Genomic DNA, 13,969 nt, shown 5'->3' with positions numbered 1-13,969 from the left:
TTTAAATCTAATCGATGTGATGTTTGAATTATAAAGTCATGTTTACACCGAATACAAAATTTCGGCTTCGTGGGTAACGGTTATAGTCCACGCCTGGAGTCAGGCCGGTTTGGATATCAACTTCCGGGTCATAGCCGGTGTAATTGGTCCATAACCACAGGTTGTACCCGCTGACAAATACGCGCAGATTCGAAACCTTAAGCCGGTCCATGGCTTTCTGAGGTAATGTATAGCCCAGGGTAAGGTCTTGTAAACGAACGAAAGAACCGTCTTCGATAAAGTAAGAGTGTGTTACTTTCTTGCCGATATCTACCGGGTTGAAGATGACAGCATCGGCGTTCATTTCCTGGTACAGAGCGGTATAACGGGCATCGCTAATCATCCTGTCACCGTAGGTGTCTTCGGCATAACGCCAGCGGCGGTCTTCGTTAAATTCCGGCAGTATGTTGAAGTAGTTGTTGCTGTTGTTCTCGAAGGAGGATAAGGTATAACGGGTGGCGTTATTCACATCGAATCCATAAATAATGTTGAAGTTGGCAGTCACATCGAAATTACGCCATCCCCCGGACAGGTTGAAACCGCCGCTGAATTTGGGATTGGTATTTCCTATAACCACTTTGTCGTTTTCGTTAACTACATTGGTGGCACCCTCTTCGTCTACAAAGTTCTTGAATTTTGGCCTGCCCGGTTGTGTGCCGAAAAGCGCATCGTTATTTACAGTTTCCGGTTTAGGTACCCAGTTGTTACCCTCCAGGGTAAATTCATCGAATGAGTAAATGCCATCATACACATAGCCGTAGATGAGGCCCAACTGATCGCCTACTCGTAGCATGTAATCAAAATCAGAGGATCTCCAGCGGTTAGAAGTCATCCAAAGCACATCTTCAGTGCCATTCAGCTTATCGATTCGTGTTTTGTTGGCTCCAAAGGTGAGCATACCATTCAGGAAAGCATCATTTCGTTTAATGATATGTGCATTCACCGTCAGGTCGAATCCCCGGTTGGTTACCTGGCCAATGTTCTGCATTTGTTGCTTGTAACCCGTTACGGTCGGGATATTGCTCAGGTAAAGCAGATCCGTTGTCGTATTCCAGTATGTTTCCGGTGTTACGGTCAGGCGGCCATCAAACATTTCGATGTCGAAGGCCAGGTTACGGGTGAGGGTGGTTTCCCATTTAATATTAGGATTGGGAAGCGTGTTGCCACCTGCATTCGCATAGTATTCGAATCCGTTTTCGTTAACTTCACCCCAGCCTGGTCCGCCGGTTGTGTTAACTTCGTACTGGTAGCGCCACATGTCGTCGGTAATGCGGTTGTTCCCTGCTTTACCGAGGGCAGCCCGTATCTTGAGTTGTGAGAACAATTCCTGATCAGCCAGGAATTCCTCGTTCGTTAGCACCCAGGCGCCCGAAATGGCAGGGAAATGCCCCCATTGGTTGCCCGGTGCAAATTTGGTTGATCCGTCGGCACGGTAGGTAAGCGAGAGTAAGTATTTCCGCTCGAAGTTGTAGTTGGCCTGCCCAAAGAACGAGGATAATCTTTCAGGCGATGTGATAGCCGAGGTAGATTTCCAGGGCGTTCCTAAGCCCATGTTTCGTATGGCTCTTTCCGCTTCGATTGCTTTCGGAAAATAACGGGCAGAATTTGAGGATGTGAACTGCTCCGTACTCTGGATCTCCTGTCCAACCAGGAAGGTATAGTTGTGCTTATCTATAGAACCTCTATATTCCAGGGTATTGGTCCAGCCATACTTGTTGCGTCTTTGGGTAGTTAGCTCGGTTACAGGCAAACCGTTGTTACTCCTGGCAGTAGAGGTTAAGTCGCCCCAATACCGATCTGAAAAGTTGTAAGCCATGTACTGCGAACCCAAGGTGCGGAAAGTAAGGCCCTGCATCATGTTCCATTCAACAGATGCCTGGTTGGTGAACTCATATCTGTTTCCTCTCAGGTAGTTCTGGTTAATATCTCCTTTGGGATTCGTGTATTCAAAGAATCGTTCTTCTTCCGGATCAATGTCTTCTGCAGGAAGATAAGAAAAGTCGCGTAGACCATTTATTGGTCGGTAACGCAGCACGTTAATAATGCCGCCGCTTCCTACCGCATCGGCACCGGCGCCTCTGTCCTGGCGGTAGGTAAAGCGCGGGTTCAGCAACACCTTTACTTTTTTGGAGATGTCAGCACTCAGTTTTGTGTTCACGTTCGTTCGCGAAACACCGGAGCCGATAAGTACACCTCTTTCTTCGTGATGCGTTACACTTGTATTGAACTTCAGGCCTTGTGAACCACCGCTCAGGGTAAGGTTATACATCTGACTTATTGGCGTGCCACCTAAAATTTCGTCCTGCCAGTCATTTCCTTCAAAGCGTTTGTATAAAGAAAAGTCGGCGGGGTTACCGAAGTTACCCCGGAAGCGCTGTCGGGCTGCATTATTGCCTACAACTGATTCGTATTGAATTTTTACGAACTCATAAGGGCTCATCAGGTCCATTTTGCGGGCAAGCGTTCTTACCTGCGTGTTGTGGTTGAAATTTACTTTTAATTTACCGGCCTGGGCTGATTTTGTGGTTACAACCACCACCCCGTTACCACCACGGGCACCGTAAATGGCCGTTAAGGAAGCATCTTTCAGAATATCGATAGATTGGATATCGGTTGGAGGAATATCGTTGATGTTATCCACAGGAAATCCGTCCACGATAAACAGCGGCGCGTTACTTTGTGTTACCGAGGTACCTCCCCTGATGCGGATGTTCACCTCCGAACCGGGAGCGCCATCGGTAGTGGTAACCTGCACACCGGCAGCTTTACCTGCCAGCGCCTCCGCTGCCGAAGCCACCGGAACACGTGCCAGCGTCCTTCCCGAAACCGAAGAAACCGAGCCGGTCAGATCGGCCATGGTGGTAGCAGTGCCATACCCAATTACGACCACTTCTTCCAGCGCTTTGGCGTCTGCTTCAAGCGTAATGTTAATAACCGAGCGGTTGCCCACTTTCACTTCCTGTTTCATATATCCCACGGAGCTAATAACAAGAATAGCGTCAGGAGAAACGGAAAGCGTAAAATTCCCGTCTATATCGGTTGCGGTACCGTTTGTGGGTTTTGCTTTTTCAAACACGGTAGCTCCCGGCAAACCTCCGCCGGTATTATCCGTTACTTTGCCTGCAATCGATTGCGCTTGAGCCAAAAGTTCAGCCGGTGCAAGCAACGCTAATCCCAGCCATAGAAGGAGGGGGAGCGGCCTTTTCATAAATAGTACTAGTTTACTCATACATTTTTGGATTGTTTGTGGTTAAATGCTCATGGTTGTACCCATTTTGTTTCTGTTAGCCCAGGCTACGCTTTGTCCTGCTTCAGGGCAGTCTCCTGTCCTGAACATTTTTCGTAAGGTGTTCTTTATCGTGGTTCCTTTGCCGGATTAGTTCGGGTAAGGACGGTAGGAGGTGTTACAGGATTTTAACATGCTCTTCTATTAAAATGACGACATAGCAATGCTTGGCCAAAGGAAGAAATATCTGTCTTTGGAAAAACGAACGTTTGTTTATTGTTCTCGCCGCAGCCTCTTGCATTTGACGCGATTACGTGTCAAACATAAGGAACAGGTCGCGGTTTAAAGTTTAAAAATTGGTGAAAAACTATTAAAATTTGGTTATAAAGCATCAAAAGTCGCTTTTGCTATAATTAGGGAGCATTATAGCGCCTTCTCCGGCTTTTTATACTGTTCAGTAGAAAATGACAGCATGACCGGCATAAATTGAATTGCTATATACGCACATCCGGAGAGTGGCATACAATCGGTTATAGCCTGAAAAAATAATCCATCATGTAGAAGTTAAAGGCCAGATAATCAGGTGAAATTATTGCGAACAATTGTTAGGCTAAAAGTATTTAGAAAGAATAACAAAAAAAAGAAGATTTACGAAAAAAATAAAATATTAAAACGGGAGGCAGGAACTGCTCGAAAAGGTAAATTTTCGCAAGTACCACAGGCGTTCAGGGTTTTGCCGGGTTCACAGGTAGGGCAGGTGCATTGCTGCGCCTGTTACCGCTGTATTTCCGGCAGGTAGTGGGGGGGATGGTAAATGTAGAGCAACTTTCGGGAAGGGATGCCATTGCCGCTGTAAGAAGGCCTCGCTGGCAGTTAATCATTTTTTTCATCCTCTGGTAACAGGGTCTGAGGGTGAAATGCCAACCCTTTTTGTTGCTTTGTTTAAAGCTATGTTGGCTAAGTTAAAACCGGTTAACGCTAAAGCCAGTTGGTTCGTGGAGCTGTGGCAATGGTGGCAGGTGCAGCTAACTTTTTCCTGCACAATTGGCTCTAAAGGAGGGCAAAATACTGTGCGTGGCTACTGTTACACAAAATAGAAAAGCTCCTGCTACTCAAATATAAGTAACAGGAGCTTTTTATGCTTTGAATGAAATTAAATTCAGGTCGTTTTCTGTATCGTTACCGGCCCCAGCAGCCCTGCTTCCAGCAGCGGCTTGTCCTCTAAGCGGTAAGGGGCGGTGGTCCAGGTGAGGCGGTCTTTTTCCGGAAGGCTGTGGTCGCCGATCAGGCGGTTGGCCCAGGTGTTGGCCACCTCAATAATTAACTCGTTCTTGCCGGGACGCAAGGCATCGGTTATTTCCACGCGGTACGGGGCGGTCCAGGCGACGCCGGCAGGGGTGCCGTTTACCGTTACTTCCGCAATGTTGGCTACGTGGCCCAGGTCCAGGAAAAAGCGGGCGCCTTTATCGGCAGGCTTTTTCCAGTCGAACGTCTTTTTATAGACGGCGGTGCCGGAGTAGTGGCGGATGCCGAAGGTGCTGTGTTTGCTCCAGTCGCTTAGCTGCCGGAACGTTTGTGGTTCTTCCGGTCCGCCAGCTTCTGCATCGAATTTTACCTGCCAGTCGCCCTCCAGTTGTTTCACCTGCGCCAGATCCAGCCAGTTCTGGCCTTCCTGCATTTTTTGGTCGGAGGTAGCCTGTTGCAATACCACGAACATGGAGCCGTTTGGCGCTAACTTCAATGGCAGCACAGTCCGGCCGTTTTCGGTCCGCCAGTTGGTGGCACTTCGTGCTTCACCGGTTACAGGGTCGAACAGCTCCGGTACACGACCTGCTGTGCGCAACGACAGCTCCAGCGTGCGCTCTTTCTCCTGCTGGTTCGAGATAAAGTAAATGTCAAAATCAGGTGAACTGCGGTGCGTCCAGGCTATTTCCTTTGCCTGCTGCCCATTACTTTCCTGTGCCATTACATCCCGGGCAATACCGATAGCGTCAAATGAAGAAGCCTGGTAGGGTCCTTTCAGGAGGCGCCCTTTTCCGACTTTCCAGAACATCGGGCTGGAAGGAGCAGAGGCTGTGGTGGCTTCTGCAGTATCGCCGCGCCAGAGCTCCTCTACGATTTGCTGCAGCCGCGCTTCGCTTTGCTTTGCATCCTGCAGGCTTGGCGTGTATAATGGGCGCTCACTCATGAGAACAGTAGCACCTTCTTTTACCATTTCTAGCAGGCGGGCTGCCAGTTCGGGTGTCATGTAATTGTTGTTGGGCGCCATCGGACGTTCGCCCGGAAGCACCAGGATGCCATAGCTGGCACCGCCCGGCAGCACGATGCGGCCGTTCTCTACTTTCGCCAGGCGCAGTAGCGCGTCGCGGTTAATGGAGTCGTAGGCGTAGCCCTGCAACGGGTTGGTCCAGTTTTCAGGGTCGGCCATGTTGGCGGAGTGGGTAATGCCGTCGGGTATCTGGCGCAACGGGTGGCCTTCATTCTCCAGGCGCTTCTTTTCCTGTGCGACTACCTCCGGACCAAAAATGCCGGGAAGCGTAGGCACCAGCCTGTCGGGCAGCACGGCACGACGAGGAATTTCTTCGCCGGTAAACACAGCGATGTCGGCCACATGGTTGCCTTGCTGCAACAAAGCCTGGCAACGCTGGGCATAGGTTACCCAGGCACGTCCGGGTTTCCACCAGGTCTGGTCGCGCTGGAAGAACAGGCCAATCGGGTCCAGGGTCATGCCTGGCTTGCGGTCCATCCAGGGATTGTGCATGAACACGTGGTACACAAACTTATTAAACCCAAGGGCATAGTTACGGTCACCAAGGGTTTTGATATTGCCAGGATGCTCGTCCCAGTCCATGCGCAGCTGCGTGAAGCACTCTGCCTGGATAATCGGTTTCCCGTAAACATGTCCGCCGGAGATGGCGTCCAGCATGTCGTTTGGTTTGTCGTGCGTCGGGCTGCGGAGCCAGAATTCACCCATCGGGATATCCACCGTATCAAAATGCAGCATGCCGTCGCTGGTCATGGTTGGCGAAACACACTCGGCACTGAAGGTACAGCCTTTTTCGTGCGCCAGTTCTGCCATGGTCACGAAAAACTTATCCTTCACCAGTTCAATAATGGTCTGGCGTACATCGTACAGGAATTTCTCAGACGTAGCCGCACTTTCCAGCGGAATACCGGCGTACAGTGGCAGGTACGTGAAGAGGTCGTAGCCACGGCGCTTGCGGAATTCTTCCCGGAACACCGGCGACCAGTTCTGGCTGCCGCACTCCCAGCTGTCGACGTGGAATATTTTCAGAATCTCGCCTGCCAGTTCCGGACCAACCTGTTTGATAGTCTCGCCGAACCAGCCGTTAAACTGCAGCGTGATGGCCTCCGGGTTAAATTTGTCGCACTCCAGACCGGCACCGGCTCCGCCTGTGGCGTTGGTGTGGCCGGTGGAGGTGTGGCCCATGCGCATGATGGTCCACTTGCCTTTCGGAGCGTTCCAGTTAAGGTTGCCGCTGGCGTCGAGGTGTTCCGTAATGTCGATGATTTTATCCAGCGGTACGCACAGTTTATCCGGCACCTGTTTGGCAGAAGTACGTTCGCTGATGCGCCACACTTCGCCTGTTTTGCCCTCGTACATGTGAATGCGCGGGGTGCTGGAAAGTTCGATGCCGGCAACCTTAAAGCTAGGACTCCATTTGGCGGAATCGATGTCTTCGGCCCCGGGCTCGGTGCCTGTTTTATCGTATACAAAGCGGAAATACTTTGCTGTTGTCGGCTCGATAACGTGTGTATTGTTGGCATCCGTGTCCTGCCAGCCGTGGCGTGGCGGCACCAGCCGCTTGAGCGAACGAAACGTTTTGCCGTCGTCGCTTACCTGTACCAGCAGGCGCTGCGCCTGGAAGTTGTTCCCGTTGGTGCGGATAACGATGGTGCGGCAGGTAAAGGGCTTATCGAAGGCATACTGAATCCAGCAGGGCTCTTTGCTTGAGAAGTTTTCCTTGTTGCCTTCCTGCACCAGGAACTGCGGCGTTGGCGCATCCGGTTTATTTGAAGTAACCTTCGGCACAACCGTGAAAGTGGACACCCCGGCTCCTTCAGGCGTAGGGTAGGCCAGCACGGCTATATCGCGGTAGTAGTTTTCGTTTGTGGGCGGTTGCGGCAGCTTGCCGGAGAAGCGGCGGCCACCGTCGGTTTGGGTGGTAGACCACACGACTTTCTGCATCGAAAGCTCGGGCGTAATCCAGGGGCCGCCGGCCAGGGCAAAACCGTCGCTGGCGTGCATGGCTATTTCCAGACCGAGGCGTTTAGCTTCGTTCATGGCGTATTGTACCATCTCCCACCATCGCGGCGTGAGCTGCTCCACCACAGGTTCAAACAGCGGCGGGTTTTTTACGCCTTTAATCGGCATGAGGTAAGCCCCGCCTATGCCCGCCTCTTTCATGGCTTCGAGGTCGGCGGTAATGCCTTCTTTCGAGGCACTGGCGTGCATCCAGTACCAGAATACCCAGGGCTGTGCGGCAGCCGGAGGTGTTTGAAATGCTAAACTCAGCGCACTGGCTGGCGCAGTACTGGTCGTTGCTACGGCTCCTTTAGAGCAGGAGGCTACCAGGCCAGCCAGCGGAATACTGGAGGCATAGACGCCCAAGCCGGCAAGGCCGGTGGTTTTAAGGAAGGTCCTTCTATTCCATTTGGAATTCATCAGAGGTAATAAGAATTTATGTGTTGTTTGTTTGGGTTAAAAATAATGCTACTTCTGAAGTTATACCGGATGTTTTTCCCCTTTGAAGCTAATCATGTAGGGGAAAAGCTGAAACGGGTGCGCTGGTGCGAGCGTGCAGCTCGTACTTTCTTCCCGGGCTGAATTGCTGCATTTCTACCTACAGCAGCTTACGAAACGATACTTCATGCTTTACATCGTGGCATGTTAGTACGAGCTACAAGTTCGCACCAACACAAGGGATTGGTGCTGCTGCTGTAAAAATTTCTTTAAACTGATTATTTATAAGTAGCTACTTGCATAGCCTTACTTTTTCAGCTTTTCCGGTCAATCCCCCTGCCCCCTTCGCCAAGGAGGATTTGGTATGCTATAGCCTAAAGTTATAATGTCTTTTTCTGCAAGTTACCAATTAACGGTAAGAAAATTTCTCTTCTTTCTTCCTTCCTGCTTTTTCCAGCTTGCGGGTTGCGTTCCAGTCTCTGAAAGTCAGGTTGCGGTCAAGGTCTGGTTTCGGGAAGAAAAGGCTGGCAAGGTAGCCTACACCAATCACAATCAGGTGGCTGTACACGCCCAGCATGTATTTATGATGCGTAAAGTTGTAGGCTCCCAAATCCAGCAACACCTTGTTTCCGTTACCGAAATCGAATTTGGTGGAGGTCAGGAAGGCGTAGGAGGTGAACAGGATACAGGCTACAATACCAATGTTGAGTCCTTGCCTGTTGGCCCTGGAGCTGAAGAGCCCCAGCAGGAAGATGCCTGCAATACCGCCCGAGAAGATAGCATAGAGCGTAAAGACAATGCCCAATACCCCCTCTTTTCCTGCCGACAGGTAGAGCGTGGCAATCAGGATGGCACCCAGTCCGGAAGCTACCACAATCCATTTGCCTACTTTCAGGTATTCCGAATCGGGGCGGTGCGGACGGAAACGCTTGTAATAATCGGCCACCCCAACAGCAGCCAGGCAGTTCAGGTCGGAGTCGAGGCTGGAGATAGCGGCGGCGATGAGGGCCGACAAAATAAGACCGGTTACGCCAATCGGCAGCTTGGTGTTGATAAAGTGCGGGAACACGGCGTCCGGACGAAGGCCATCGGGCAGCGGGTTCTGCTGGTAGTACACAAACAGGGCCGTACCGATAAACATGAACAGCGCCCACAGCGGCACGGTCAGCAGCACGCCCATCAGGGAGGCACGTACGGCAGACTTATCGGTACGGGCTGTTAAATAACGCTGCACAATGGTCTGGTCGGTGCCGTATTTCTGGATGGCGTAGAAAACGCCATTCAGCGCCATCACCACAAATGTCAGTTTGGTTAAATCCCAGTCGTACGGGCCAAAGCCGGTCTTATCGTTCGCCTCGGCAATTTCCCACACGGCAGCAGGACCACCGTCTACGGAATAAAGAATAATAACCAGGCAGACAATGCCGCCGGCAATCAGCATGAAGCCCTGGATTACATCGAGCCAGATTACAGCTTCGATACCGCCCAATAAAGTGATAGCGATGATGATAAGGCCAATCACCCAGATGGTCATGTACACATTCGCACCAGTCATACTGGCCAGCGCCAGCGCCATCAGGAAGAAGACGGTACCCATTTTGGAGAAGTGCGTCAGGATAAAGGCGAGGGAGCTGTAGAAGCGGGCAAACTTGCCGAAGCGTTTCTCAAAATACTCGTAGGTGCTCAGCCCGATTACCTTGCGGTAGAGCGGCACGATAAACCAAATCATGCCCACTAGCACGGCCGGCACCGCCAGGCCCTGCACCAGCAGAATCCAGTTAGACGAGAAGCCTTCGCCCGGATAAGCCAGAAACGTAACACTACTCACCAGCGTCGCCAGTAACGACATCCCGATAGCCCAGGACGGAATGTTACCCCCTGCGGCAAAATAACTGTTGGTGGAGTTTTGCTTGCGGGCAAAATGCAGGCCCACCCACAGCGATACTGCCAGCGAAAGCAAAATGATTACATAATCTAACCAGTGTAGAGTTTGCTGAGCCATAGATTTTTAATTTATTAGTATCAGATGTTTTGAATGTTTCTTTTTTAGTGCCTGCCTATCAGGAGGCAGACCTGGCCGCTCCACAACAGTGGCCCCGGGCAAAGTAAAGTACAGGGCACCGGAAGCGGCAGGATAAGACAAATTTTTATATAAATCTGCTATTTATATATAAAAATAGAGAAAAGGTTTGGCAAGAACTAACATTCGTTGAATTATTTTTTGTTTTTGTGCTGCTGAGGGCAATAAGAGCTGCAGGAATGGAGGCAGTACAAAAATAAAAGAGGCTGCCCCTTTTCGGACAGCCCCGTGCTTTAGCGTAGAAGCGCTTCGTTCACAAAATTCTTTTCCAATGAGAAAACATGGGAGATGCGAAAGTAATCTGTCTTTCTGATGCTTTCTGGGCCTTACGCGTTGCTTTTCATTTTCTGCTCTTTCTTCGATTCCAGGAAAGAATACACCGTTGGCACCAGCACCAGGGTGGCAATAATGACAATGCCAAGCACTTCGCGCCAGGTTCCGTGCTGAACAAAGGCCAGCAGGGCAAACAGGATGCCGCCTGCCATCCAGAGCGGACCAGCCAGCCGGTGCGTTTTGCGCCAGATGGTCTCGCTTTCCAGGGTCCAGGGAGTGCGGATGCCGATGAAATAGTTCGGTTTAATGGCCTGAAAATAATTGCCCAGCACGGCCAGCAAGGTGCCAATGAGCACGAGCAGCAGGTTCGGGTTCAGCCCATCCGTGCTGGTGGCATTGTAGATAAGGTAAGTCATCAGCCCGGACATGAACAGCACCATCACAAACCGCAGGCGGTGAAAGGTGTTGCCCATGCTTTCGATGCGGCGTTTGGGGTCCAGTTTCGGGAGGAACAACAGCAGCAGGTAAAGCCCCACGGTGGTGAAAAAAACAACGGCAGCCAGCGTGGTTTTGCTGCTCCAGTCGTTGGCCTCCCCCTGCAGGTTGAAGTGGGTCGGCACTCTGTCAGGCAGTTCGTTCCAGGTGATGGCCAGGTACACCAGCGGCACCAGCATCAGGAGCCACATGCTAATTTCGGTTTTCAGATTCAGCTTTTTCATGTCTATTCTTTCAGTGTTATAATCCATTGCATAATATCGTCGAGCACCGTGGTATTGAGGGAGTAAATAACAAACTGTCCCCGCTTTTCCGACGTCACCAGGTCTGCCTGCTGCAGCAGGTCGAGGTGGTGCGAAATGCTGGGTTTTGTGATGTTAAAAGCCTCTGCAATCTCGCCGGCACTCATGTCCTTCTCCTTCAGGAGCTTGAGTATCTCCCGCCGGGTCTGGTCGTTGAGGGCTTTAAAGACTTTGTTCATGCTGATTAGTTATTTAGACAAATATCTAAATAATGGTTGAGATTTGCAAGATGCGCCGGCAGAATTTTTTTGTCTGAATTTGGATTCGCCGGATTAATGGATTTATCGGATTCAGGACGAATTAAAAATGGAAGATTAATCAGATATTTCTGTTGCAGAAGCCTCCACAGTGTGCGCACCTGCCTTTGTGTTTTTCGGGGACTCCTGCACGTGTCTGATGGCAGGAAACTTTATTTTTGTAATCCATTAATCCATTAATCCGGCGAATCCAAATTCAGACAATAAAGGAAATGCTGAATCAATTAAATCATTTCATCACTACCATCAACGGTCCAGGCAAGCAGCAGAGACTGTGGTGGCAGGTGCAGCAGACTAGCTGACCTGTGATTTATGTGATTCGGATGCCTTACGTGAATGGGTAAATGATTAAATTGCTGAGGATAGAGGATGGAACAGTACAGGTACTGTGAAAAATCAGGTCCATCAATTAAATCACCGTAAATCAAAGGTTCAGACAATGCTCCCCGAAACCCATACCCTCAGCGCTCCCTCGGTTAACCTGTTGCTGCACGTGCTGCGCCTGAAGGGGCAGGATGTGGAGGCGCTTTGCCAGCAGGCGGGGCTGGACCCGGTGCTGCTGCAGGATGTGAACGGACGGGTGCCTGTGGAGCAGATGCAGGCCCTGTGGCAGGCAGCCATTGCGGCTACCGGCGACCCGGACCTGGCGCTGCATGTGGGGGAGGCGGTGAATCCGACGTCGGCAGGCATTATTGCTTACGTGATGATGAACGCGCCCACGCTGCACGAGTCGCTGCGGAAGCTTTGCAAGTACCAGGACATTGTGTGCGAAGCCATCCGGACGAGCCTGGAGGTGCAGCAGGGGGAAGCGCTGGTGAAGCTGCAGGTCATTAGTTCTTTCCTGGAGAACCCGCGCCACGCGCTTGATAGTGAAATGATAATTTATAAGAATGCCTTCGAAGCGCTGGTGGGGCAGCCGGTACCTATTAAGCAGGTGCTGTTTGTTTACCCGAAACCGGAGAGCATAGCCGAGCATCAGCGGCTCTTTGCACCTGCCACCTTAGTCTTTGATGCTCCCTACAGCGGTTTTGTGCTCGATGCCTCCTGCCTGCAGCTGCCGGTGGTAACGGCGAACGAGGAATTAAACATGGTGTTCGAACAATATGCCCGCGAGTACCTGCAACGCCTGAAAGAACCGAAAACGGTGCGGGAGCGGGTGCAGCGCGAAATTGCGCAACTCCTGAAAGGGGAGGAGCCAGGCATTAACACCGTAGCACGCAACCTCGCCATGAGCGTACGCAGCCTGCAGAGCCGTTTAAAGGAAGAAGGCGTTACCTACCAGGCGCTCCTCGACGAGGTGCGCAAGGAAATAGCCCTCCGCCACCTCCACGACAACCAGAATACCATCGCCGATATCGCTTACCTGCTGGGCTTTGCCGAGCCCAGTGTTTTCTCCCGCTCCTTTAAAAAGTGGACAGGCCTTCCGCCCGGACTTTACCGCCAGGAGCACCTCCGGATGCAGGCTGCTTCCTGAGTTCTTCGCGCGTGTGGTAATGTTCCCGGAACCAGTCCAGTGTCGTGCGAATAGCTTCGGGAAGGGGCGTAGGCCGAAAGCCTGGCAGCGCCTTTTTTAGCTTGCTGTCGTCGAGCACGATGGTTTGGTCGTAGAGGTAGAGCATTTCCTTCAGCTCGCGGAGCACCGGTATAAACAGGCCCATGAAACGCACAAAGCCTTTGGAGTACAGCTTGTATCTAGGGGTGGTGCCTGCCAGGCTGGCTATCTGCTGAAACAGTTGGCGCATAGAGAGCACTACTTCGCCTCCATAATTATATAGCGTAAAATTTTCTGACGGCGCTTTTTGAAGAAGCTGGTAGAATACACGTGCTGCATCGGGTGTATACACCAGTTGGTGCGGGATGTCGAGATTCACGAGCCAGGGCATGGGTTTGCCGGTAAGGGCCCCGTTGAAAATAGGCGCTACGCCTTCGTTCGTGACATTTGGTCCCCAGAAGTCGGGCAGGCGCAGGAGGAGTACTTTGCATTTCCCTTCGGCAGCAGCCTGTTGCAGCAGCTTCTCCAGCCTTACCCGGATGGCGCCTTCGCGGGTGTTGGGGTTTGGATGGTCCGTTTCGGTGATGGGCCTGGCGGTGAGGCCGTAGTTGTAGACGTTGCCCGGGAAAAGGATGGTGGCTTTGTTTTGTGCTGCCGCTTCTATTACATTGCGGGTCACTTCTTCCATGTTGCCTTCCCACTTGTTATAAGGATAGTTGATGCCGTGAAAGATGTGCGTCGCCTGCGCCCCCAGTTGCTTTAGCAAAGGCAGGTCTTTGGTATCGCCTTCCACAATAGTCAGGTTCGGCTGTTGCTTGAATAGCCCTTGCGCCTTCTGCCTGTTGCGCACCAGGAGCGTCACCTGTTCGTTCTGTGCCAGCAGTTCCTGCGCAACCGCATACCCGATGCTGCCTGTGCCCCCTAATACCAAATAGTGTGCTTTCGTCATTTCCATTGCTTTATGTTTTTATACGTTACAAAGGTCGGAAACAACAGCCGAGGCCTTGATGACAGATGCTGCAAATCGCTTGACTTATTGCGCAGGTGGGGATTTAAGCAGCAGAGGGTATGGTGGGAGGAGGAGCAGTATTTTTCTGAAG

Annotated in this window: 7 protein-coding genes; 1 reads left to right on the top strand and 6 read right to left on the bottom strand. The window is 51.4% G+C overall.

The genetic code is table 11. The features are described from left to right. Positions 1 to 28 precede the first annotated feature (28 nt). From DCW36_RS20925 to DCW36_RS20905, 5 genes are all read right to left on the bottom strand, one after another. Positions 29 to 3,184 carry a SusC/RagA family TonB-linked outer membrane protein gene (locus tag DCW36_RS20925; protein WP_205702972.1) on the bottom strand — a complete coding sequence of 1,052 codons (3,156 nt, stop codon included), beginning with the start codon at positions 3,182 to 3,184 and terminating at the stop codon, positions 29 to 31. 1,240 nt (positions 3,185 to 4,424) lie between these two features. Continuing rightward, positions 4,425 to 7,952: a glycosyl hydrolase gene (locus tag DCW36_RS20920; protein ID WP_114781698.1), complete on the bottom strand. Its 3,528-nt coding sequence runs from the start codon at positions 7,950 to 7,952 to the stop codon at positions 4,425 to 4,427. A 427-nt stretch (positions 7,953 to 8,379) separates the two neighbouring features. Then, on the bottom strand, positions 8,380 to 9,972 hold the full coding sequence (locus DCW36_RS20915) for a sodium:solute symporter (RefSeq protein ID WP_114781697.1): 1,593 nt from the start codon (positions 9,970 to 9,972) through the stop codon (positions 8,380 to 8,382). Between the two features lie 404 nt (positions 9,973 to 10,376). After that, positions 10,377 to 11,042, bottom strand: a complete 666-nt coding sequence (locus DCW36_RS20910; protein ID WP_114781696.1) for an SdpI family protein — start codon at positions 11,040 to 11,042, stop codon at positions 10,377 to 10,379. Between the two features lie 2 nt (positions 11,043 to 11,044). Beyond that, on the bottom strand, positions 11,045 to 11,299 hold the full coding sequence (locus DCW36_RS20905) for an autorepressor SdpR family transcription factor (protein ID WP_114781695.1): 255 nt from the start codon (positions 11,297 to 11,299) through the stop codon (positions 11,045 to 11,047). 517 nt (positions 11,300 to 11,816) lie between these two features. On the opposite strand from DCW36_RS20905, the gene DCW36_RS20900 reads away from it, so the two are divergent. Beyond that, the gene (locus DCW36_RS20900) at positions 11,817 to 12,851 is read left to right on the top strand and encodes an AraC family transcriptional regulator (protein WP_114781694.1); all 1,035 of its coding nucleotides are present in this window, start codon (positions 11,817 to 11,819) and stop codon (positions 12,849 to 12,851) included. Here the strand turns inward: DCW36_RS20900 and DCW36_RS20895 are convergent. After that, the gene (locus tag DCW36_RS20895; protein ID WP_114781693.1) at positions 12,781 to 13,824 is read right to left on the bottom strand and encodes an NAD-dependent epimerase/dehydratase family protein; all 1,044 of its coding nucleotides are present in this window, start codon (positions 13,822 to 13,824) and stop codon (positions 12,781 to 12,783) included. The two genes, DCW36_RS20900 and DCW36_RS20895, sit on opposite strands and share 71 nt — an antisense overlap. Positions 13,825 to 13,969 lie beyond the last annotated feature (145 nt).

The sequence above is a fragment of the Botryobacter ruber genome (assembly GCF_003347595.2).
Classification (GTDB): domain Bacteria; phylum Bacteroidota; class Bacteroidia; order Cytophagales; family Hymenobacteraceae; genus Pontibacter; species Pontibacter ruber_A.
This window is presented reverse-complemented; position numbering and strand designations above follow the sequence as displayed.

What these genes read in the sequence shown, in the direction of transcription:
- DCW36_RS20920 (WP_114781698.1), bottom strand. Translation starts at nt 7,952, where the DNA reads ATGAATTCCAAATGGAATAGAAGGACCTTCCTTAAAACCACCGGCCTT.
- DCW36_RS20915 (WP_114781697.1), bottom strand. Translation starts at nt 9,972, where the DNA reads ATGGCTCAGCAAACTCTACACTGGTTAGATTATGTAATCATTTTGCTT.
- DCW36_RS20910 (WP_114781696.1), bottom strand. Translation starts at nt 11,042, where the DNA reads ATGAAAAAGCTGAATCTGAAAACCGAAATTAGCATGTGGCTCCTGATG.
- DCW36_RS20905 (WP_114781695.1), bottom strand. Translation starts at nt 11,299, where the DNA reads ATGAACAAAGTCTTTAAAGCCCTCAACGACCAGACCCGGCGGGAGATA.
- DCW36_RS20900 (WP_114781694.1), top strand. Translation starts at nt 11,817, where the DNA reads ATGCTCCCCGAAACCCATACCCTCAGCGCTCCCTCGGTTAACCTGTTG.
- DCW36_RS20895 (WP_114781693.1), bottom strand. Translation starts at nt 13,824, where the DNA reads ATGGAAATGACGAAAGCACACTATTTGGTATTAGGGGGCACAGGCAGC.